The sequence below is a fragment of the Actinomadura physcomitrii genome (genome assembly GCF_008923205.2).
GTDB lineage: Bacteria > Actinomycetota > Actinomycetes > Streptosporangiales > Streptosporangiaceae > Spirillospora > Spirillospora physcomitrii.
Genome location: NZ_WBMS02000054.1, coordinates 1 through 21,173, shown reverse-complemented (window position 1 = coordinate 21,173; position 21,173 = coordinate 1). Strand labels below are relative to the sequence as shown.

Below are 21,173 nucleotides of genomic sequence, written 5' to 3'. Positions count from 1 at the left end.
GGCATTTCAGAGCAGCCGCCCCGCGGGCTTTTCGGAAGGACGCCGCGCAATGCCGGAAAGGACGGTCACCGGGAGCGCGGAGCCGGGTCGTTCACCGGCCGCGCGTTCGGGTCGAGGACCCGCTCGCCCACGAGGACGATGTCGTCGCCGCGCTTGCGGAAGTCGAACCGGCGCGGGACCGACTGGGTGACCCTGCCGGTGCCCGACTTGCCGGTGCCGTAGCGGACGACCGTGTGCTCGACGGCGTCCAGGGTGATCCGGTCGCCGGCCCGGAGGGCGCGCCGGGCGTCCAGGCTGGTGCGGGCGCCGGTGTAGGCGGGGCCGCCCTCGACGGGGGCGCGGTTGCTGTGCTCCAGCTGGCGGAAGGCCCGCTCCTGGACGCGGGCGACGCGCGGGGAGATCCGCACCCCGAGGACCTCGGTGGGCACGTCGGGGTGGCTGCGCGCGCGCCGCTGGACGAGCGCCTCGGAGCGCCCCTGGAGCAGGGTTCCGGCGGCGGCCGTGAGCTGCCGGGTGGTGACGGCGTCCAGGACGGACGGGCCGCTGCGGGCGGCGGACGAGGGCGCCGCCAGGCAGCAGGCCAGCGCCGCCGCGAGTCCGGCCCGGGTCCAATGGCGAGCCATCCGGCCCCTTCCCTGCGTTCCCGCTCGCTCACGAGGCTGATCAGTGGCGAAGATACACCGGCGCGGCGGGCCCCGGGCGGCCGTCCGGTGAATCGGGAATGAAAACCGTTCCTACCCCGTTGGCAGGGGTGAGCAGCCGAGAACCAGGGAGGAACGATGAAGAACAGGATCCACCCGGAGTACCGTCCCGTCGTGTTCCGCGACCGCGGCGCGGACTACGCCTTCCTGACCCGGTCGACGGCCGCGACGGACCGGACGATCGAGTGGACGGACGGCCGCACCTACCCGCTGGTCGACGTGGACGTCTCGTCCGCGAGCCACCCGTTCTACACGGGCCGCCAGCAGGTCCTGGACACCACGGGAGCCGTCGAGCGGTTCAACCGCCGGTACAACCGGAGCTGAGACGTCCGGACGCGCCTCCGGGCCGCCACCGCGCCCCGGCGCGGCCCGGGCGCGTCCGATCGCGAAGGCCCGCGCCTCATCGAGGCGCGGGCTTCCGCATGCTCGGGAGCCCTCGCGGGCGGGGGCGGGCGCACGGTCCCACTCAGCGGCAAGTCGCCTGAAAACTGGCATCCCGGTGCAATAAGGAGGGCCTTACGAAAGCCTCGAACGGCGGTTATCTAGACTGCGTGCGAGGTTCAGGGAGGAGACCCACGTGCGCAAGGTCCTGATCGCCAACCGCGGTGAGATCGCGGTCCGTATTGCCCGTGCCTGTCGCGATGCGGGGCTGGCCAGTGTGGCGGTGTACGCCGAGCCGGATCTGGAGGCGCTGCACGTTCGGGTCGCCGACGAGGCGTACGCCCTCGGCGGCCAGACCGCGGCCGACAGCTACCTGGACATCGAGAAGCTGCTGAAGGTCGCGGCCGAGGCCGGCGCGGACGCCGTCCACCCCGGCTACGGGTTCCTGGCCGAGAACGCCGACTTCGCCGCCGCCGTCGAGAACGCCGGGCTGACCTGGATCGGCCCGCCGCCCGCCGCGATCACCGCGCTCGGCGACAAGGTGCAGGCCCGGCACATCGCCCAGAAGGTCGGCGCGCCACTGGTCGCCGGCACCAAGGACCCGGTGTCGGGCGCCGACGAGGTCGTCGCGTTCGCCGAGGAGCACGGCCTGCCCATCGCGATCAAGGCGGCGTTCGGCGGCGGCGGCCGCGGCCTGAAGGTCGCCCGCAACCTGGAAGAGGTCGCCGAGCTGTACGAGTCGGCCGTCCGCGAGGCGGTGGGCGCGTTCGGGCGCGGCGAGTGCTTCGTCGAGCGGTACCTGGACAAGCCGCGGCACGTGGAGACCCAGTGCCTGGCCGACAAGCACGGCAACGTGGTCGTGGTGTCCACCCGCGACTGCTCGCTGCAGCGCCGCCACCAGAAGCTCGTCGAGGAGGCCCCCGCCCCCTACCTGTCGGACGAGCAACTGGAGCTGCTGTACAGCTCGTCCAAGGCGATCCTCAAGGAGGCCGGCTACGTCGGCGCAGGGACGTGCGAGTTCCTCGTCGGCCAGGACGGGACCATCTCCTTCCTTGAGGTCAACACCCGGCTGCAGGTCGAGCACCCGGTGACCGAGGAGGTCGCGGGCGTCGACCTGGTCCGCGAGATGTTCCGGATCGCCGAGGGCGAGGAGATCGGCTACGGCGACCCCGCGCTGCGCGGCCACTCGTTCGAGTTCCGGCTGAACGCCGAGGACGCGGGCCGCGGCTTCCTGCCCGCGGTCGGCACGCTGACCGCCTTCGCCCCGCCGAGCGGCCCCGGCGTCCGGCTGGACTCCGGCTACGTCGCCGGGCAGACCGTCCCGCAGGCGTTCGACTCGCTGATCGCCAAGCTGATCGTGACCGGCGCGACCCGCCGGCAGGCCGCCGAGCGGGCCAGGCGGGCGCTGGACGAGTTCGTCATCGACGGCATGCCGACCGTGCTGCCGTTCCACCGGGCGGTGCTCGACGACCCGGCGTTCGTACCCGCCGACGACGAGACGCCCTTCAGCGTCCACACCCGGTGGATCGAGACCGAGTTCGACAACACGATCGAGCCGTTCGATACCGCCGCCGCGGGCGAGGAGGCCGAGGCTGGCGAGCGCGAGCACGTCACCGTGGAGGTCGGCGGCAAGCGCATCGAGGTCGTGCTGCCCGCCGGGCTGGGCGCGTCCGCGGCCCCCGCGGCCGGGAAGGCGGCGCCGGGCAGGCGGCGCGGCGGCAAGAAGGGCGGCGGCGCCCAGGCGTCCGGTGACTCCCTGGTCAGCCCGATGCAGGGCACGATCGTCAAGACGGTCGTGGAGGACGGCGCGACCGTCGCGGCGGGCGACACCATCGTCGTCCTGGAGGCGATGAAGATGGAGCAGCCGCTCACCGCGCACAAGGCCGGCACGATCACCGGCCTGTCCGCCGAGGTCGGCCAGACCGTCTCGTCCGGCGCGGTCATCTGCGAGATCAAGGACTGACGCGGCACCGCGCACCCCCGTCCGGCCCGCTCGGGACGGGGGTGTCCGTTTCATCACTAAAAGCGGTTTTTACGGAACGCGTGCGGCGGCCCGGTCGTCGTCCCTGGTGAGGGGGCAGACTGAAACCATGAGTTCCGAGATCCGTACCATCCGGCCGGTGCTCCGCGCCGCGGTCACGGCCGTGGTCCTCGCCGTCGCGGTGCTCGCGGGCCTCGCGGCGCCCGCCCTGACCGCACCCGCGCACGCCGCGTCCACGCAGGTCGTGTCCGCGCAGACGGCCGCCCTGCCCGCCGACACGGTCGGGCAGATCGCCAAGGGCCTGCTCGGCTCGCGCCTGTACGTGACCACCGACTCCGGCGCGAACCTGTCGGCGGCCGACCAGCAGCAGATCAGGTCGGCGCTGAACGGCGACCACGACGCCGACATCCGCGCCGTCGTCGTCCGCGACGACGTCAGCGGCCCGCAGGTCGGGCAGATGCTGAAGGCCGTCGCGAACCGCGTCGACAAGGGCCAGACCTACGTCGCGATCACTGCCGACGGCACCCGGATGGGCGGAATCTCCAAGAAGCTCGACACGGGCGAGATCAACCGGCTCGTCACCCGCACCGACGGGTCGCCGCTCAAGCAGCGGCTGATCCAGTTCGGGAACCTCGCCGAGAAGAAGGTCGACGACAAGGCCCGGTCCGGCGCGGTGGTCGGGTACATCGTGATCGGCGTCCTCATCGTGATCGCGGCGGCGGCCACCAGCCTCGTCCTGGTCGCCCGCAGGCGCAGCCGCGAGCGGCACGCCCGGCAGATGGCCGACCTGAAGCAGGGCGTCCAGGAGGACGTCACCCTGCTCGGCGAGGACATCGCCCGGCTCGACCTCAACGTCATGGACCCCGGCCTCGCCCCGGACACCCGCGGCGACTACGAGCGCGCCATGAACTCCTACGACAAGGCCAAGTCCGCCACCGAACGCGCCCAGAGGCCCCAGGACATGCAGGCCGTCACCACCGCGCTGGAGGACGGCCGGTACTACATGACCGCGACCCGCGCCCGGCTCGCCGGCCGGCCCGTGCCCGAGCGCCGCCCGCCGTGCTTCTTCAACCCGCAGCACGGGCCGTCCGTCCAGGACGTGACGTGGGCGCCCCCGGGCGGTACGGCGCGGTCCGTGCCGACCTGCGCGGCGGACGCCAGGGCCGTCCTGGAGGGCGGCGATCCGGACGTTCGGATGGTCCCGTACGGCGGCGCACGGCGCCCGTACTGGGACGCGGGCCCCGCCTACGCCCCCTACGCGGGCGGCTACTACTACGGCTACGGCGGTTTCGACCTGCTCGGCGGCCTGCTGATCGGCACCGCGCTCGGCTCGGTGATGGGCGGCGGCTACTACGGCGACGGCTTCGGCGGGGACGGCTTCGGCGGCGGGGACGGCGGCTTCGGCGGGGACGGCGGCGACGTCGGCGGCGGCTGGGACTTCGGCAGCGGCGACTTCGGCGGCGGAGGCGGAGGCGGAGACTGGGGCGGCTTCTGAGGTGATGACCCGAGCATGACCCGCATACCAGGCGACCCGGGCCCGTTAGGCCGGATCCGGTACGCCCTCGGCTTCCGGCTCCCGCCCCGCAACCGCGACTGGGTGCGGCACGACCTCACCGACGCGGGCTGGCGCGGCCGGCTGCTGCTGCGCCACCTGTACGTGATGGTCCCCGTCTGCCTGCTGCTGGCGCTGCTGCCCGGCCCGGCGTGGGTGCGCGCCGCCGTCCCGCTGCTGGCGTTCGTCACCAGCACCCTCACGGTCGCGATCAGCGCCGAGGACCTGCGCCGCTCCCGCCTGCACCGGCACGGCCTGCACCCGCCCGGCCGCCGCTGACCACCCCGGGGGACGTCTAGTACGCGTGCTCCGACATCAGGCGGCGGGACGCCTCGGTGATGCTGCCCGACAGCGACGGGTACACCGCGAACGTGTGCGCGACCTGGTCGACCGTCAGGTGCTGCTGCACGGCGATCGACACGCCGAGGATCAGCTCGCTCGCCCGCGGCGCGACGATGACGCCCCCCAGCACGATCCCCGTGGAGGGCCGGCAGAACAGCTTCACGAAGCCGTCCTCGAAACCCTGCATCTTGGCGCGCGCGTTCGTGAACAGCGGCAGCATGACCGTCCGGGCGTTGACGTCGCCGGAGTCGACCATCTGCTGCGTCACGCCCACCGACGCCACCTCGGGGTCGGTGAAGATGTTGGACGCGACCCACCCCAGCTTCAGCGGCTGGACGGCCTCGCCGAGCGCGTGCCACATCGCGATCCGGCCCTGCATCCCCGCCACCGACGCCAGCATCAGGATGCCCGTGCAGTCGCCGGAGGCGTAGATGTGCGGCACGGACGTCCGGGAGACCTTGTCGACCTCCACGAACCCGCGCTTGTCGCAGGCGACGCCGACCTCCTCCAGGCCGATGCCCGTGGTGTTCGGCACCATCCCGACCGTCATCAGGCAGTGCGTGCCCTCGACCTTGCCGCCGTCCTCCAGCGTGACGATCACGCCGTTCCCGGACCGCTCCACGCCCGCGGCCCGCGACCGCGACATCACGTTCATCCCGCGCCGCAGGAACACCTCCTGCAGCACGGCCGCGGCGTCGGCGTCCTCCGTCGGCAGGATCCGGTCCCGCGACGACACCAGCGTGACCTTCGACCCCAGCGACAGGTACGCCCCCGCCAGCTCGGCGCCCGTGACGCCGGACCCGACCACGATCAGCTCCTCCGGCAGCTCCGGCAGGTCGTACAGCTGCCGCCAGTTGAGGATCCGCTCCCCGTCCGGTTCGGCGCCGGGCAGCACCCGCGGCGTCGCGCCGGTCGCGATCAGCACGATGTCGGCCCGGATCCGCCGCTCGCCGACCGCGACGACGTGCGGCTCCACCAGCCGCGCCTCGCCCCGGACGATCTTGACCTCCTCGTAGGCGAGCCGCTCCGCCACGTCGAACGACTGGGCGCGCGCGAGGTCCTTCACCCGCTTGTTGACGTTCGCCATGTCGACCTCGAGGCCGCCGACGATCCCGTCGGGGCCGCCGCTGAAGCGCAGCCCGAGCCCCGCGGACTCGGACATCACCGCCATACGGGTCGACGTGGCGATGAGCGTCTTGGAGGGGACGCAGTCGGTGAGCACGCACGCGCCGCCCGGCCCGTCCCGCTCGATGACGGTCACGTCCGCGCCGAGCTGCGCCGCGACGAGCGCGGCCTCGTAGCCGCCCGGTCCTCCTCCGATGATCACGATGCGGGTCACATCTCCCATTGTTTCCTACTCGGACCAGTGATAAGACCCGTGGGGGCGCGTTCACCGCTCCGCGAAGGCCCCGCCCTCCGCGGTGGCGTAGCCTTGGCCAACGTGGCTCTGTACGCGGCGTACGCCTCCAACATGGACCCCGAGCAGATGGCGAGCCGGGCTCCGCACTCGCCCATGCGCGGCACCGGCTGGCTGACCGGCTGGCGGCTCACCTTCGGCGGCCAGGGCTTCGACGGGGCCCTCGCGACCGTCGTCGAGGACGACTTCGAGCAGGTCTTCGTGGTGATCTACGACGTCCCGGCCTTCGACGAGAAGGAGCTGGACGCGTGGGAGGGCGCCGCGCTCGGCGTCTACCGCAAGATCCGGGTCCGGGTGCAGACGCTCGACGGGGACGCGCTGTGCTGGCTGTACGTCCTGGACGACTACGAGGGCGGCCTGCCGTCCGCGCACTACCTCGGCATCCTCGCCGACGCCGCCGAGGCGGCCGGTGCGCCCGACGACTACGTCAAGGACCTGCGCACCCGCCCCTGCAAGTCCCTGGGCGACTAACGCACCCGCCCAAGCGGCAAGCACCCCGCGCGTGAGCCGATGCCCCACAACGGGCGACCGCAGCGAAGCGAGGATCGCCCGTCGTGAGGTCGGCGGTAGTGTCGGCGATGTGAGCAACGATGCTTTTGACCTGGCGCGCGCCGCGGCCGACGAGCTGCGGGCGCGCACCTCCATCGACTCCTTCGACGTGGCCCTGGTGATGGGGTCGGGCTGGGTCCCGGCGGCCGACGCGCTCGGCGCGCCGGACGACGAACTGCCGGTCACGCTGCTGCCCGGGTTCGCGCCGCCCGCCGTCGAGGGCCACGCGGGCACGGTGCGGATCGTGGAGGTCGGCGGGCACCGGGCGCTGGTGTTCCTCGGCCGGACGCACCTGTACGAGGGGCGCGGCGTGGACGCGGTGGTGCACGGCGTCCGGACGGCCGTGGCGGCGGGGGCCGGCACGGTCGTGCTGACGAACGCGGCGGGCGGGCTGCGGCCCGAGCACCAGCGGGTCGGCGACCCGGTGCTGATCGGCGACCACCTGAACCTGTCGGGCGCGAACCCGCTGACCGGGCCGGCGTTCCTGGACATGACGGAGGCGTACTCGGCGCGGCTGCGGGCGCTGGCGAAGGAGGTCGACCCGACGCTGTCGGAGGGCGTCTACGCGGCGTTGCGGGGCCCGACGTACGAGACGCCGGCGGAGATCCGGATGCTGCGGACGATGGGCGCCGACATGGTCGGGATGTCGACGGTGCTGGAGACGATCGCGGCCCGGCAGGGCGGCGCGGACGTGCTGGGGATCTCGCTGGTCACCAACATCGCGGCGGGCCTGTCCGGGGATCCCCTCGATCACGAGGAGGTGCTGGCGGCGGGCCGCGCGGCGGCGGGCCGGATGGGCGAGCTGCTCGGCACCGTCCTGACGAAGCTGTGAGCATGAGCGATCTTCGCGGGTACGCCGAGGAGTGGCTGGACCAGGACCCGGACCCGCGGACTCGCGCGGAGCTGCGCGCGATCCTGGACGCGGGCGACGACCGGGCCCTCGCGGACCGGTTCGGGTCCCGGCTGGAGTTCGGGACGGCGGGGCTGCGCGGCGAGCTGGGCGCCGGCCCGAACCGGATGAACCGGGTGACGGTGATGCGGGCGGCGGCGGGCCTCGCCGCGTGCCTGCCGGCCGGCGGCCGGGTGGTCGTCGGGTTCGACGCGCGGCACGGGTCCCGGCGGTTCGCGCAGGACACGGCGGCGGTCCTGACCGGCGCGGGGCTGCGCGCCGAGGTGTTCGCCGACCCGGTCCCGACGCCGGTCCTGGCCCATTTCACGCGGTCGTTCGACGACGTCGTCGCGGGCGTCATGGTGACGGCCAGCCACAACCCGCCGCGCGACAACGGCTACAAGGTGTACTGGGCGGACGGCGCGCAGATCGTCCCGCCGCGGGACGCGGAGATCTCCGCCGCGATCGACGCGGTCGGCCGGGTGGACGAGCTGCCGCTCGGTTCGGAGTGGACCGTCCACCACGACACCCGCCTCTACCTGGACGCCGTGTCGCACCTGCGCCTCGGCGACGACCGCGACGTCTCGATCGTCTACACGCCGATGCACGGTGTCGGACGCGACGTCCTCCTCGCGGCGTTCGAGCGGGCCGGGTTCGCGGCGCCGGTCGTCGTGCCCGAGCAGGCGGAGCCCGACCCCGACTTCCCGACCGTCGCGTTCCCGAACCCGGAGGAGCCGGGCGCGCTCGATCTGGCCCTCGCGCTCGCCCGCGACCGGAACGCCGACCTGGTGATCGCCAACGACCCGGACGCGGACCGGTGCGCGGTCGCCGTCCCCGGTCCGGACGGCTGGCGGGCGCTGACCGGCGACGAGGTCGGCGGCCTGCTCGCCGAGCACGTCCTGCGGCACACCTGCGGGGACGACCGCCTCGTCGCGACCACGATCGTGTCGTCGTCGCTGCTGGCGTCGATCGCGCGCGGGCACGGGGTCCGGTCGGCCGAGTCCCTCACCGGCTTCAAGTGGATCATGAAGGCGGGCGGGCCGGGCGACCGGCTCGTGTTCGGCTACGAGGAGGCGCTCGGCTACAGCGTCGGCGACGACCGGGGCGTCCCGGTGAACGACAAGGACGGCATCGGCGCGGCCCTCGCCGTCGCCGCGCTCGCCGCCGAGGCGCGCCGCGCCGGCCGCACCCTCCTCGACCTGCTGGACGACCAGGCCCGCCGGTACGGGCTGCACGCCACGTCCCAGCTGTCGGTGCGGGTCGACGACCTGTCGCTGATCGCCGGCGCGATGGCGCGGCTGCGCGCGGACCCGCCCGCCGAGCTGGGCGGACGCGCCGTCGAGGCGTTCGAGGACCTGTCGGCCGGCGTGGACGGCCTGCCGCCCACCGACGGCCTGCGGTTCCGCCTCGGCGGCGCCCGCGTCGTCGTCCGCCCGTCCGGCACCGAGCCGAAGCTGAAGTGCTACCTGGAGGTCGTCCAGCCGGTGTCCGGCGACGTCGCCGCGGCCCGCGAGCGCGCAGCGGCGGACCTCGACGCCCTCCGCAAGGACGTCGCCGCCGCGCTCGCCCTCACCTGACCGCCGTCACGTCACCGCGCCCGCGATCAGCAGCCCCACCAGCACCACCGCGGGCGCCCCCAGGGACGCCACCGCCGGGATCGACCAGCTGACGGTCCCGGTCGCGGCGGCCTTCTCCGCCTTCGCCTCCGCGGCCCGGTCCGGCGCCCCCGACTTCGCCTTCGTCCGCTGCCGGTCCCGGATCTCGTTCAGCCGCTGCGCCGCGTACGCCGCCGGAGTCCGGTCCCGCAGCGCCGCCGCCGCGGGGTCCTGCGACCGGCGCGCGCGCTCCTCCGCCTTCGCCTGCGCCCGCGGCGACGTCTGGTGCACCCACGCCCGCGTCTGCAGCTCCCGCCCGTCCGGCCCGTCGAACCGCACGGTCAGCGCGCTCGTCCCCACGATCTCCCGGACCGCCGGCCACGGCGCCCGCGTCTCCCGCAGCGGGTTCCGGACGGTCACCGCGTCCTCGTCCCCGATGATCGCCGGGCGCAGCCCGACCGTGTACGCGATGCCGCAGCCGAGCAGCAGCAGCACCGCGATCGTGAAGGCGGTCAGCGAGTACGTGGCGTCGCCGGTGACGCCGAACACCAGGTCGATGATGTTCAGCGCGGCGAACACCAGCCAGACGTACGCGGCGATGCGTCCGCCGGTGGAGCGAATGGTCATGCCCCGATCATGCCAGGGGCCGCGCGCCGCTCCACTTGAGCTGCGCGAATCCGGGCTTGATCACCCCGTTGATCAGTTCCAGCCGCTCGTTGAACGGCACGAACGCCGACTTCATCGCGTTCACCGTGAACCACTGCAGGTCGTCCCACCCGTACCCGAACGCGTCCCGCAGCTTCGCGAACTCCCGCGACAGCGACGTCCCGCTCATCAGCCGGTTGTCGGTGTTCACCGTCACCCGGAAGCTCAGCCGCCGCAGCAGCCCGATCGGATGCTCCTCGATCGACTTCGCCGCCCCCGTCTGGATGTTCGACGTCGGGCACATCTCCAGCGGGATCCGCTTGTCCCGCACGTATCCCGCGAGCCGCCCGAGCCGTGCCTCGTCCCCGTCCACCTCGATGTCGTCGATGATCCGCACCCCGTGCCCGAGCCGGTCCGCGCCGCACCACTGGATCGCCTGCCAGATCGACGGCAGCCCGAACCCCTCCCCCGCGTGGATGGTGAAGTGCGCGTTCTCCCGCTGCAGGTACTCGAACGCGTCCAGATGCCGGGTCGGCGGGTACCCCGCCTCCGCCCCCGCGATGTCGAACCCGACCACCCCGAGGTCCCGGTACCGGACGGCCAGCTCCGCGATCTCCATCGACCGCGCCTGGTGCCGCATCGCCGTCACCAGCGTCCCGACCCGGATCCCGAAGTCCCGCCGCGCCTTCGCGAACCCGTCCAGCACCGCCTCGACGACCTGCTCCAACGTCAGGCCGGCGCTCAGATGCTGCTCAGGTGCGTACCGGACCTCCGCGTACACCACCCCGTCCGCCGCCAAGTCCTCGCCGCACTCGTACGCGACCCGCGTCAGCGCCTCGACGGACTGCATCACCCCGACGGTGTGCGAGAACGTCTCCAGGTACCGCTCCAGCGACCCGGAGTTGGACGCCTCCTCGAACCACGCCCGCAGGTTCTCCGGGTCAGTGCTGGGAAGCGCCCCGTACCCGGCGTCCCGCGCCAGGTCCACGACGGTCGCGGGCCTGACGCCACCGTCGAGGTGGTCGTGCAAAAGCACCTTCGGTGCCCGCCGGATGTCGTCAAGAGTCGGCCGATCGTCCATCTCTAGAATCTACTGCCCGCGGCACCCCGCGAACCTCGGCAACTCTTGCCGACACCCGAGGCCGCTCAGTCGGCCTTCGCGTAGCCGCCGATGTTCCCGGAGAAGTCCAGCGCGATGCACGGCTCGTCCCCGACGACCCACGCGTCATGGCCGGGCGCCACCACGAACACGTCGCCGGGCCCGACTTCCTGCTCGGCGCCGTCCTTCATCCGTATCCGCATGCGCCCGTCGACGACGTACCCGTTGTGGTGCACCTCGCAGAGCTCGGTGCCCGCGATGTCACGGACGGACTCCGACCAGCGCCACCCCGGCTCGAACGTCGCCTTGCCGAACACCAGCCCGGACATGTTCACGACCTCCAGGTGCCCCCTGGGGAAGTCGCGCCGCTCGTCCGGCTTCTCAATGCTCTTGATCTCCATCATGACGATCCCCCCTTGTCGTCACAATCCACGTTTCCACCACCCCTGACCAGGGTCAACACCCCCCTTCCGGGCAGCGAAAGCCTCAGCCGACGGGACTGCCGACGCGGACCAGGTTGCCGCTGCGGTCGACGAGGGCGAACTCGCGCATCCTGTAATCGGTGTCCACCGGCGGAACCAGGCGGCTCCCCGTCGCCGGATCGGCGGGAACACCCACCTCTGACCACGCGCGATACAGGGCATCGGCATCCCCCACGTGCACGTAGCAGCTGCTCGCCGTCCGCGAACCGGGGCAACTGCGTTCCAGCGCCTCCCGAACCCGCGCCGCCAACCTGTCGCGTGCGTCCAACCAGATCACCCACCCAGGCCATTGATGCAGCCCACCGTAAACATCCCTTCCGACACCCGCGCCTCCAGGCCGCGCCCCGTGACTCGAGGGTGCGCGGCCTGGTGCCATCAGGCTGCCCAATCGATGCCAGGTGGCGGACCGGCGGCCCGAGGAACGACCGCGTCTCTAGGCGGCAGAAGCCGGTAGACGTACCGCCCGTCCGGATCCTTGCCAATCTGGATCTGGTCGGGGCTGGCGTGCTTGAACCGGTTGTGCCATCCACAAGTCAGAGCGAGCTGATCGATATCGGTCGGGCTGCCGAGTGCCCACCCGCGAACGTGGTCGACCTCGCACAACGTCCCCGGAATCTCACACCCCCGCACCACACACGACGGGTACAGGGTTTCCAGCACCTGCCGCTGTGCTGCGCTGGCGAACCGTTCCCGGTAGCCGAGGTACAGCGGTGTGTTCCCTCGCCCCAGCAGCAACGGCGAGACACCCGCCGCGAGGGCGATGCGGCGGGCCTGAGCGGCAGGAATCGGCGTCCCATCAGTGAGGCGGGCCGGGGCGTTACCACCGGCCAGCGTCTCCAAGTCGCAGATCACGGTGACCTTCGACGCCTTATGCCCGCCCGACAGCACACTCGACAGCGCCGCCGCCGTCCGCTCCGCCACGTCCCGGCGGTCATCGGGCCCCGCCGGCTTGGCCAACGGCGCCAAAGTCCCGTCCCAGATCGCGGCGTCCTCGGGGTTCAGCCACCCCTTCACATAACGGCCGCCGTCCAGCGACCGCGTCGTGGTCAACCACGACCTGGCATAACCCCGCTTGCTGTCCTCATCCGGGGCGTCCTCGGTGCCGTCGCGTTCAGCGATCACATCGCGGATCCGGTGGCCGAACGCGGCGACCTTCCCGGCGGAGAAGCCCTGGTCGACGAAGCCGAGGAGGATTTCCTCGGCCTCCGCGCAATCGTGGTCGTCCAGCCGGGCAACGGCGTCGGTGATGGTCGTGGCGTATCCGAAGGACAGATCGCCGGAAGCCAGCCGGACGGAGACCTGGGGCACCCGATGCCGCTGCCGGGCGAGAGTGAGGCGCTCCTTGGCGCGGCTCTCCCGCATCCCCAGCCGGGACCGCAGCCACGCCCGGGTGGAGGGATACCCCCACCGGGCCTGCTCTCCGGCGGCATCCACCCGCCCGATGAATCCGGCCAGGACGCTTTCCTGCAGATCGGACGCGGCGGCGAGAGCCTCGGTCAACTCCAGGCAGGCAGCGGCTGATTCGGGCGCCTCTCGAGTAGCGAGTTCAGTGGCGATGGCAGAGAGCGCGTTCACCAATTGCATGGTGGACGCGGCCTCAAGATCGACCGTCACTGAATGCATACCTGAATACTACCCGATGTGACCGACATTTGTGAGCGGAAAGCGGCATCGAGGGTAAGTATTTTGTTGCCTCAGGGGTGGGCCCGGTCGATCGGGTCGCTTTTTTTTAAAGGCACAAAGAAATTCACTTGGCCGTTGGTTGTCTTCGTTGCTTACGTGGGTGGACGGTGGGGGCGGCGCGACCCAGGGCGGGGCAGGCGGAGCCTGCCCCTATCACCTGCCTAGGGGCCGCAGAGGCTCCAAAGTCCAGGGTGGACGAAGTCCATCGCGAAGCGACGCCGAAGGCGCCCTTGACTTTGGAGGGGCGGCCCCGTACGCCAGCGCCGCCCCCACCGCCTCTTCGCCCTATGGAGGCAACACCGATGCCGACACCCTTTATCTAACGAACACCAAGAGCAACAGAATCAAAGTCGCGCTCATAATCGTAACTCATGCCGATTCCAAGAGTGCTCTGCATTGGCAGGAGCCCGGTGCCGACGATGTCGAGAACGATGGGCATCAGCACATCCGCCAACTCCTTCACCTCATCGGCGGTAAGCAACTCCCACGGACCAGCGGCCAGTTCGTCGGTCCGCTTCTCGACCGCAGCGCGAACAAGAACTCCCTTCTCCGTCGCACGCACATCACCAACGCCCTCCCTCACCCCCTCCCCGGTTGAGCCGGACACGCCGGACGCGCCGGACACGCCGGACGGCCCGTCTCCGTCGTCCACCAGACCACGCGCGGCGAGACGACCCCGGGCGGCGTTCCACTGCTCGTCGGTCCATTGCCGGCTGGCGAACACGTCCACTGGAGCGGCCCCCACCGCGGCATGCGTGACGAGCGCCTCGATGGGGCCGATGTCGTGGGCCCGCAGCGCCGCGATGTGCCCGTCTCCCCGATGCTCGCGCAGGATGGTGGCGGCCTGCCAGAGCACCATGTGCGGCTCGTCCGGCCAGGGCAGCGCGGCGTTGGCGGCGGCCATCGGACGGTCCGTCACGTCCGCGGCCTCGGCCACTCGGCGCACCGTCCGGGCGGCTTGCTCCAGTTCCGGCGAGGAGATCCGGTCCCCCAGGATCCGGCGCAACACCCCGTCCATGGCGGTGCGGCGCGCGGCCAGCACCTGCTCAGGCGTCGCCGTCCGCCAGGCCGGGGCCATGTAGCGCTCCACCATCTCCGGGTTGAAGCTGTAGAACAGCTCGCTCACCGTCGCCGCGTCCACCGCCCCAAGCGGTGCGGCACGGTAGGGGAAGTAGCTCGGCCACCGCTCGTCGATGGCATATCCCAAGGCCGCGGCCTGTTCGGAGGCCTCGGGCGCGTAGTACAGGACGGCATGGACGGGCTCCAGAAGCTGCCACATCTGCCGGACGGCGCTCAACTCATGGCTCATGGCCATCTCCCACCCACGAGAACTTGTCACTGTCTAGATACGCGTCCAGCTTCCCGCCGGAACAGCATCTTGTCAATGCCTAGTTCGGAGCGATCAGCCCCCGGACACCGCCAGGACCGCCAGGACCGAACAGAGCACGGCCGAACAGAGCACGGCCGAACAGAGCACGGCCGAACAGAGCACGGCCGAACAGAGCACGGCCGAACAGAGCACGGCCGAACAGAGCACGGCCGAACAAAGCACGGCACTCACGTCACAGAGAAAGCACCCGCGTGGCCACCACGCTCAGGAGATGCGGTCGATAACGAGAGGATGCAGGTCGGGCGTGCCGCCCTCCTCGATCGAGTACGCGCCGTCCAGCGACTCCAGAGCGCGCGCGAACCGGGACTCGTCATCAGCGTGCAGGGTCAGCAGCGGCTGCCCCGCCGTGACGCGCTCGCCGGGCTTGGCGTGGCACGTGACGCCGGCGGCGAACGACACCGGGTCCTCCTTGCGCGCGCGCCCCGCGCCGAGTCGCCACGCGGCGACACCGACCCCGTAAGCGTCCAAGCGCGTCAGCACACCGGACGACGGCGCCACCACGACGTGGTTCTCGCGCGCGGACGGCAGCGCCGCGTCCGGGTCCCCGCCCTGGGCGCTGATCATCCGCCGCCAGACGTCCATCGCGGACCCGTCCCGCAGCGCGTCCGCCGGGTCCTTCCCCGACACGCCCGCCGCGGCCAGCATCTCCCGCGCCAGCGTCAGCGTCAGCTCCACCACGTCGGACGGCCCGCCCCCGGCCAGCACCTCGACCGACTCCGCCACCTCGACCGCGTTCCCGACCGCGTTGCCGAGCGGACGGTCCATGGCGGTGAGCAGCGCGACCGTCCGCAGGCCGTGGTCGGTGCCGATGGCGACCATGGTCTCGGCGAGCTCGCGGGCCGTCTCCGGCGTCTTCATGAACGCGCCGGAGCCGACCTTGACGTCCAGGACCAGCGCCCCGGTCCCCTCGGCGATCTTCTTGGACATGATCGAGGACGCGATCAGCGGGATCGACTCGACGGTACCGGTGACGTCCCGCAGCGCGTACAGCTTGCGGTCGGCGGGGGCGAGCCCGCTGCCGGCGGCGCAGATCACGGCACCGGTGGAGCGCAGCACGTCCAGCATCTCGGCGTTCGAGAGCGACGCGCGCCAGCCGGGGATGGACTCCAGCTTGTCGAGGGTGCCGCCGGTGTGGCCGAGGCCCCGCCCGGACAGCTGCGGGACGGCCGCGCCGCACGCCGCGACCACCGGCGCGAGCGGCAGCGTGATCTTGTCTCCGACGCCTCCGGTGGAGTGCTTGTCGGTGGTGGGACGGTCCAGCGCGGACCAGTCCATCCGCTCGCCGGACCGGATCATCGCCTCGGTCCAGCGGGCGACCTCGGCCCGCGTCATGCCGTTGAGCAGGATCGCCATCGCGAGCGAGGCCATCTGCTCCTCGGCGATCGCGCCGCGCGTGTAGGCGTCCACCGCCCAGTCGATCTGGTCGGCGGTGAGCGTTCCGCCGTCGCGCTTGCTGCGGATGACGTCGATGGCGTCCACAGTGTCCTCTCAGTTCGGAACATCGGATCAGTCAGACCCGGGCCAGCCTGAATCGCCCCCCAGGCGAGCCGATCAAACCGGATCGAGCTCCAGGTCGGCCGGGGCCGCGCGGCGCCGGGACGAACCCGAATCGACCGGGTCAGGCGCGGGAGACGAGGTCGTCAGGCCCGAACGCGTCGGGCAGCACGTCCGACATGGGAAGGATGCCGCGGACGGTCTCCAGCAGCATCGGGGCGCCGCCGTGCTCCCACAGAAGCTGCCGGCAGCGCCCGCACGGCATCAGCGGGTCGCCGTGCCGGTCGCCGCCCGCCCCGGCGACGAGCCGGGGCCGCCCCGCCTTGCCGGGCCCGTACAGAGCCGACACCAGGGAGCATTCGGCGCACAACCCCACCCCGTACGAGGCGTTCTCGACGTTGCAGCCGGTGATGACGCGTCCGTCGTCCACCAGCGCCGCCGCGCCCACCGGGAACCCCGAGTAGGGCACGTAAGCGCGCTCCATGGCCTCTCGCGCCGCGCTGCGCAGCGCGGGCCAGTCGATATCGCTCATACGTCCATGATCTCCCACGCCGAGGGCCAGGTCCGCGTCAGCGGGCCTCGCCGCGCCGGTACCGCAGCCCGTCGGCGGCGGGCATCCGCAGCCGCTGGCTGGCGAGCGCGAGCACGAGCAGCGTCGTCAGGTGCGGGCTGAACGACACGAGCTCGCCGGGGACGGCCTCGCTGAGCAGGAACCAGACGAGCAGCCCCGCCGCCGCGACCAGCGACAGCACCGCGCCGAGGTAGGCGCCGCGCACCTCGCGCCGTCCGAGGTCCGTCATGACCTGCGAGCGGAGCCGGTTGGCGCGCACGCCCTGCCAGACGGCGACGCCGACGAGCAGGATCGTGACGAACAGCAGCAGCGCGTGCACGGACTGGCCGCCGCCGCGCACGTTCATCGCGTCGGTGTAGCCGAACAGCAGCGACCCGGCGGCGAGCCCGCCCGGCCGCCAGTTCCCGAAGATCATGGACGCGAGGCCGATGTAACCGCGTCCGCCGGTCTGGCCGTCCTGGTAGAGCGACGCGGCGACGGTGACGAGGAAGGCGCCCGCGAGCCCGGAGAATCCGCCCGAGATGATGACGGCCGCGTACTTCATCCGATAAACGTGCACGCCGAGCGATTCCGCCGCGTACGGGTCCTCTCCGCACGACCGGATCCGCAGCCCGAACGGAGTTTTCCACAGGATCAGGAAAGTCAGCGGGATCAGCAGCAGGCAGACCAGAGTGAGCAAGGACAGCCCGTTCGTCACCCCGCGAAGGATGCCCGCGATGTCCGACACCAGGAACCAGTGGTGCTTCTCCAGCGACCCCAGCCAGTCGGGGCTCTCCCAGCCGCCGATCTTGCCGCCGGACAGCACCGGCAGCGTCAGCGTCTTGATCGGGTCGATCGGCGGCGACTGCCGGGGCCCGCCGCCGAGGTCCTTCGCATGCCCGGAGTTGAAGATCAGCCCGGCCAGGAACTGGGTGAGGCCCAGCCCGAGGATGTTGATCGCGACACCGGACACGATGTGGTCGACGCCGAACGTGACGGTCGCGATGGCGTGCAGCAGCCCGCCGAGCGCCCCGCCGAGGACGCCGAACAGCACACCGATCCAGGGACCCCACTGGTAGCCGGCCCACGCCCCGGTCCATGTCCCGAGGATCATCATGCCCTCGAGCCCGATGTTGATCACGCCGGAGCGTTCCGCCCACAGCCCGCCGAGCCCGGCGAGGAAGATCGGCACGGCCAGCCGCAGCGCCGCGCTGACCGTCCCGCTGGAGGTGACGTCGTCCGCGCCGTCGACCATCCGGACGAGCGACAGCAGCACGAGCAGCCCCGCCGCGATCAGCAGGTGGTGCGGCCAGCGCAGCCGGAACTTGCCGTTCCCGGCCTTCGCCGGCGCGACGGTCTCGGTCGCGGTCATGAGGTGCTCCCAGCGGCCTCGCGGGCCAGGTCATGGCCGGTGGCCAGCTCCGCGGCGACGGACCGCTGCTGCAACCGGATCTCCCAGCGCCGGACGAGCTCGTAGACGATGACGACGGTCAGCACGACCACGCCCTGCATCACCCCGACGATCTCCTTCGGCACCTCGACCTCCTGGAGGATGTCGGAGGTCTGGTCCAGGAAGGCGAACAGCAGTGACGCGAGCGCGATCCCCGCCGGATGGTTGCGGCCGAGCAGCGCGACGGTGATACCGGTGAAGCCGAGGCCCGCCGGGAAGTTCAGTGAGTAGTCGTAGGACTCGCCGAGCAGCCCCGGGATGCCGATCAGCCCGGCGACCGCACCGGACGCCACCATCGTGATCACGATCATCCGCTTGGCGCTGACCCCGCTGGCCTGCGCCGCGGACGGGGACAGCCCGGAGATCTTCAGGTCGAACCCGAACCGGGTGTAGTTGATCACGATCCAGAACACGATGCCGACCACGATCGCCAGCGGCAGCAGCCCGTACACCGCGCCGGGGAGGTCGATGCCGATCGCCGACAGGAAGCCGTTCAGCGGCCCGACCCGTCCCGAGTGCGGGATCGTCGCGGTCGCGACGTCGTTGCTGTTCGGCCGCGGCTCGGCGAGCCGCTTGTCGTTCAGCAGGTAGGCGATCACGCCGGTGGCGATCGCGTTCAGCATGATCGTGGACAGCACCTCGCTGACCCCGCGGGTCACCTTCAGCACGCCCGCGATCGCCGCCCACAGCCCGCCGACCAGCACCGCCGCGACGATCACCAGGATCTGCCCGAACGGCGCCGGCAGCGAGATCGCGCCGCCGAGCGCGGCCGCGAGGAACGCCGCCAGCCGGTACTGGCCGTCCACGCCGATGTTCAGCAGCGCCATCCGGAAGCCGATCGCGACCGCGACCGCCGACAGGTAGTACCGGGTGGCGCGGTTGATGATGTCGACGATGGAGTGCTGCTGCGTGCCGTAGTCGACCATGCTCTGCACGGAGCTGACGGGGTCGGCGCCGGTCAGCCGGAGCAGGATCATCGTGATGCCGAGCGAGATCAGCAGCGCCAGGATCGGCGCGCCGATCTTCAGCCCGAGCCCGGTCGGCCCGAGCCCGCGCAGGATCGCCTTCCACGAAGGCACCGCCTCGGCCCCCGCCTGAACCGGCGCCCCGCCCTCGGAGGCCCCGCCCTTTCGGGCGACGCCGCTCTCTGAGGGGTCCGGGTCGGCTGGGCGGGGCACCTCGGGTGCCCCGGCAGAACCGCCGGCCTCCGCGGCCTCAGGCTCGGCGGGGTCGGACGGGCCGTCCCGGCGGTCGGGCTCGTCGGGGGTCTCGGTCGGGCCGGTCGGGCCGGTCATGCGGGGTCTCCGGCGCCGGTCATGGCGGAGCCGAGCTCCTCCGGGGTGACCGTCCGCGGATCGACCTCCGCGACCAGCCGGCCCCGCAGGATCACGTGCAGGGTGTCGGACATTCCGATGAGTTCCTCAAGGTCTGCGCTGATCAGCAGCACGGCGAGCCCGTCGGCGCGGGCCTGCCGCAGGTAGTCCCAGATGGCGGCCTGGGCGCCGACGTCGATGCCGCGGGTCGGATGCGCGGCGATCAGCAGGTGCGGCTCGCCGGACATCTCCCGCCCGACGATCAGCTTCTGCTGGTTGCCGCCCGACAGGGCGGCGGCGGGCACGTCGATGCCCGGCGTCCGGACGTCGTACTCGCGGACGATCCGGGTGGTGTCGCGGCGGGCGCCGCGCCGGTCCACCCAGGGGCCGCGCACGTTCGGGCGCTGCGTCTGGTGGCCGAGCACCCGGTTCTCCCAGAGCGACGCCTCGAGGACGAGCCCGTGCCGGTGCCGGTCCTCGGGGATGTAGGCGATGCCGGCCTCGCGGCGCCGCCGCGTCGGCCAGTGCGCGATGTCCTCGCCGCCGAAGACGATCGTCCCGGCGTCCGCCGAGCGCAGGCCCATGATCGCTTCGATCAGTTCGCTCTGCCCGTTGCCCTCGACGCCGGCCAGCCCGACGATCTCGCCGCGGCGGATCCGCAGCGACACGTCGTCGACGACGGGACGGCCCTGCGGGGTGAGGACCGTCAGCCCGCCGACCTCCAGCTGGACGTCCTCGGTGACGGTCGAGTCGCGCAGCTCCGGGGTGGGAAGCTGCGAGCCGACCATCAGCTCGGCGAGCCGCCGCGAGGTGACCTGCGACGGGTCGAGCCGCGTCGCGACGGTGGTGCCGCGGCGGATCACCGAGATGGTGTCGGCGACCGACAGCACCTCGTCCAGCTTGTGGGAGATGAACAGCACGGTCAGGCCCTCGGCGCGCAGCTCCCGCAGGTTGCCGAACAGCTCCTCGACCTCCTGCGGGACGAGCACGGCGGTGGGCTCGTCCAGGATCAGCACGCGGGCGCCGCGGTAGAGCACCTTGAGGATCTCGACGCGCTGCCGCTCGCCGACGCCGAGGGTCTCGACGAGGACGTCGGGGTCGACGCGCAGCCCGTACGCCTTCGACATCTCCTGGATGCGGGCGCGGGCGGCGGCGAAGTCGATGCGGCCGCGCAGCCACCCCTTGGCGCGCGGTTCGGCGCCGAGGATGACGTTCTCCAGCACGGTCAGGTTGTCGGCCAGCTTGAAGTGCTGGTGGACCATCCCGATGCCGCGGGCGATCGCGTCGGCGGGGGTGCGGAACGACACCTGCTCCCCGCTGATCTCGATGGTGCCCTCGTCCGGCCGCTGCATGCCGTAGAGGATCTTCATCAGCGTGGACTTGCCGGCGCCGTTCTCGCCGCAGAGCGCGTGCACCTCGCCGGGCTCGATGCTCAGGTTGATGTCGCGGTTGGCGACGACGCCGGGGAACCGCTTGGTGATCGATGTCAGCCGCACGGCCGGCACCTGGTCAGGCACGAGTGCCCCTCCTCCTGCCTCGGGTACGCGGCCGCGGCGCGCGCGGCGGGCGGCGCCGCGTCGGCGACGCACCGCCCGGGCGCGCGCCCGGCCGGGAGACGTGCGGGCGGGCCGGCCCGGCCGGTGCCGCGGCGGCCCGCCCC

General features: G+C 72.1%; 20 protein-coding genes. 7 read left to right on the top strand and 13 right to left on the bottom strand.

Going from position 1 to position 21,173, the window contains the following annotated elements:
- Positions 1-65: 65 nt before the first annotated feature.
- Positions 66-623: a hypothetical protein gene (locus F8568_RS40880; protein ID WP_151599287.1), complete on the bottom strand. Its 558-nt coding sequence runs from the start codon at positions 621-623 to the stop codon at positions 66-68.
- A gap of 156 nt (positions 624-779) precedes the next feature.
- Here F8568_RS40880 and F8568_RS40875 point away from each other — a divergent pair, with 156 nt between their 5' ends.
- The 4 genes from F8568_RS40875 to F8568_RS40860 all read left to right on the top strand — a co-directional run bounded on the left by F8568_RS40875 (position 780) and on the right by F8568_RS40860 (position 4,894).
- Positions 780-1,025: a type B 50S ribosomal protein L31 gene (locus tag F8568_RS40875; protein WP_151599285.1), complete on the top strand. Its 246-nt coding sequence runs from the start codon at positions 780-782 to the stop codon at positions 1,023-1,025.
- Positions 1,026-1,278: 253 nt separating this feature from the next.
- On the top strand, positions 1,279-3,045 hold the full coding sequence (locus F8568_RS40870; protein ID WP_151599283.1) for an acetyl/propionyl/methylcrotonyl-CoA carboxylase subunit alpha: 1,767 nt from the start codon (positions 1,279-1,281) through the stop codon (positions 3,043-3,045).
- A 127-nt stretch (positions 3,046-3,172) separates the two neighbouring features.
- A complete protein-coding gene (locus tag F8568_RS40865; protein ID WP_151599281.1) occupies positions 3,173-4,558 on the top strand; it encodes a hypothetical protein in 1,386 nt (461 codons plus the stop codon).
- Positions 4,559-4,573: 15 nt separating this feature from the next.
- Positions 4,574-4,894: a DUF5313 family protein gene (locus F8568_RS40860; protein WP_151599279.1), complete on the top strand. Its 321-nt coding sequence runs from the start codon at positions 4,574-4,576 to the stop codon at positions 4,892-4,894.
- A 16-nt stretch (positions 4,895-4,910) separates the two neighbouring features.
- Here the strand turns inward: F8568_RS40860 and F8568_RS40855 are convergent, their stop codons facing one another.
- Positions 4,911-6,296, bottom strand: coding sequence for an NAD(P)H-quinone dehydrogenase (locus tag F8568_RS40855; RefSeq protein ID WP_151599277.1), 1,386 nt, complete (start codon positions 6,294-6,296; stop codon positions 4,911-4,913).
- Between the two features lie 102 nt (positions 6,297-6,398).
- Between F8568_RS40855 and F8568_RS40850 the strand changes: the two genes are divergently transcribed.
- From F8568_RS40850 to F8568_RS40840, 3 genes are all read left to right on the top strand, one after another.
- Complete coding sequence (locus tag F8568_RS40850; protein ID WP_151543661.1) at positions 6,399-6,845, top strand: gamma-glutamylcyclotransferase; 447 nt, start codon at positions 6,399-6,401, stop codon at positions 6,843-6,845.
- 109 nt (positions 6,846-6,954) lie between these two features.
- Complete coding sequence (locus F8568_RS40845; RefSeq protein WP_151599275.1) at positions 6,955-7,755, top strand: purine-nucleoside phosphorylase; 801 nt, start codon at positions 6,955-6,957, stop codon at positions 7,753-7,755.
- A gap of 2 nt (positions 7,756-7,757) precedes the next feature.
- Complete coding sequence (locus tag F8568_RS40840; protein WP_151599273.1) at positions 7,758-9,389, top strand: phospho-sugar mutase; 1,632 nt, start codon at positions 7,758-7,760, stop codon at positions 9,387-9,389.
- A gap of 6 nt (positions 9,390-9,395) precedes the next feature.
- Here the strand turns inward: F8568_RS40840 and F8568_RS40835 are convergent, their stop codons facing one another.
- The 11 genes from F8568_RS40835 to F8568_RS40785 form a co-directional block, all read right to left on the bottom strand.
- On the bottom strand, positions 9,396-10,034 hold the full coding sequence (locus tag F8568_RS40835; protein ID WP_151599271.1) for a PH domain-containing protein: 639 nt from the start codon (positions 10,032-10,034) through the stop codon (positions 9,396-9,398).
- A gap of 7 nt (positions 10,035-10,041) precedes the next feature.
- Complete coding sequence (locus tag F8568_RS40830) at positions 10,042-11,133, bottom strand: adenosine deaminase (protein WP_151599269.1); 1,092 nt, start codon at positions 11,131-11,133, stop codon at positions 10,042-10,044.
- Positions 11,134-11,198: 65 nt separating this feature from the next.
- Positions 11,199-11,555, bottom strand: coding sequence for a cupin domain-containing protein (locus tag F8568_RS40825; protein WP_151599267.1), 357 nt, complete (start codon positions 11,553-11,555; stop codon positions 11,199-11,201).
- A gap of 82 nt (positions 11,556-11,637) precedes the next feature.
- Positions 11,638-11,910: a VOC family protein gene (locus tag F8568_RS40820; RefSeq protein ID WP_151599265.1), complete on the bottom strand. Its 273-nt coding sequence runs from the start codon at positions 11,908-11,910 to the stop codon at positions 11,638-11,640.
- Between the two features lie 98 nt (positions 11,911-12,008).
- Complete coding sequence (locus tag F8568_RS40815; RefSeq protein WP_151599263.1) at positions 12,009-13,256, bottom strand: HNH endonuclease signature motif containing protein; 1,248 nt, start codon at positions 13,254-13,256, stop codon at positions 12,009-12,011.
- Between the two features lie 379 nt (positions 13,257-13,635).
- On the bottom strand, positions 13,636-14,625 hold the full coding sequence (locus tag F8568_RS40810) for an SCO6745 family protein (protein ID WP_151599261.1): 990 nt from the start codon (positions 14,623-14,625) through the stop codon (positions 13,636-13,638).
- Between the two features lie 285 nt (positions 14,626-14,910).
- Entirely contained in the window at positions 14,911-16,185 is a 1,275-nt protein-coding gene (locus F8568_RS40805; RefSeq protein WP_151599259.1) for a thymidine phosphorylase, read from the bottom strand.
- Between the two features lie 139 nt (positions 16,186-16,324).
- Entirely contained in the window at positions 16,325-16,732 is a 408-nt protein-coding gene (locus F8568_RS40800) for a cytidine deaminase (RefSeq protein WP_151599257.1), read from the bottom strand.
- A 37-nt stretch (positions 16,733-16,769) separates the two neighbouring features.
- The gene (locus F8568_RS40795; RefSeq protein ID WP_151598790.1) at positions 16,770-18,122 is read right to left on the bottom strand and encodes an ABC transporter permease; all 1,353 of its coding nucleotides are present in this window, start codon (positions 18,120-18,122) and stop codon (positions 16,770-16,772) included.
- Positions 18,119-19,495, bottom strand: coding sequence for an ABC transporter permease (locus F8568_RS40790; RefSeq protein ID WP_236009939.1), 1,377 nt, complete (start codon positions 19,493-19,495; stop codon positions 18,119-18,121). The genes F8568_RS40795 and F8568_RS40790 overlap by 4 nt, the downstream gene beginning before the upstream one ends.
- Positions 19,492-21,030 carry an ABC transporter ATP-binding protein gene (locus F8568_RS40785; protein ID WP_328601227.1) on the bottom strand — a complete coding sequence of 513 codons (1,539 nt, stop codon included), beginning with the start codon at positions 21,028-21,030 and terminating at the stop codon, positions 19,492-19,494. The genes F8568_RS40790 and F8568_RS40785 overlap by 4 nt, the downstream gene beginning before the upstream one ends.
- Between the last annotated feature and the right edge of the window lie 143 nt (positions 21,031-21,173).

Excerpts from the sequence above, each read along its gene's own strand:
- F8568_RS40865 (WP_151599281.1), top strand. The coding sequence starts at position 3,173 with ATGAGTTCCGAGATCCGTACCATCCGGCCGGTGCTCCGCGCCGCGGTC.
- F8568_RS40815 (WP_151599263.1), bottom strand. The coding sequence starts at position 13,256 with ATGCATTCAGTGACGGTCGATCTTGAGGCCGCGTCCACCATGCAATTG.
- F8568_RS40860 (WP_151599279.1), top strand. The coding sequence starts at position 4,574 with ATGACCCGCATACCAGGCGACCCGGGCCCGTTAGGCCGGATCCGGTAC.
- F8568_RS40795 (WP_151598790.1), bottom strand. The coding sequence starts at position 18,122 with ATGACCGCGACCGAGACCGTCGCGCCGGCGAAGGCCGGGAACGGCAAG.
- F8568_RS40810 (WP_151599261.1), bottom strand. The coding sequence starts at position 14,625 with ATGAGCCATGAGTTGAGCGCCGTCCGGCAGATGTGGCAGCTTCTGGAG.
- F8568_RS40830 (WP_151599269.1), bottom strand. The coding sequence starts at position 11,133 with ATGGACGATCGGCCGACTCTTGACGACATCCGGCGGGCACCGAAGGTG.
- F8568_RS40790 (WP_236009939.1), bottom strand. The coding sequence starts at position 19,495 with ATGACCGGCCCGACCGGCCCGACCGAGACCCCCGACGAGCCCGACCGC.
- F8568_RS40800 (WP_151599257.1), bottom strand. The coding sequence starts at position 16,732 with ATGAGCGATATCGACTGGCCCGCGCTGCGCAGCGCGGCGCGAGAGGCC.
- F8568_RS40880 (WP_151599287.1), bottom strand. The coding sequence starts at position 623 with ATGGCTCGCCATTGGACCCGGGCCGGACTCGCGGCGGCGCTGGCCTGC.
- F8568_RS40835 (WP_151599271.1), bottom strand. The coding sequence starts at position 10,034 with ATGACCATTCGCTCCACCGGCGGACGCATCGCCGCGTACGTCTGGCTG.
- F8568_RS40875 (WP_151599285.1), top strand. The coding sequence starts at position 780 with ATGAAGAACAGGATCCACCCGGAGTACCGTCCCGTCGTGTTCCGCGAC.
- F8568_RS40825 (WP_151599267.1), bottom strand. The coding sequence starts at position 11,555 with ATGATGGAGATCAAGAGCATTGAGAAGCCGGACGAGCGGCGCGACTTC.
- F8568_RS40840 (WP_151599273.1), top strand. The coding sequence starts at position 7,758 with ATGAGCGATCTTCGCGGGTACGCCGAGGAGTGGCTGGACCAGGACCCG.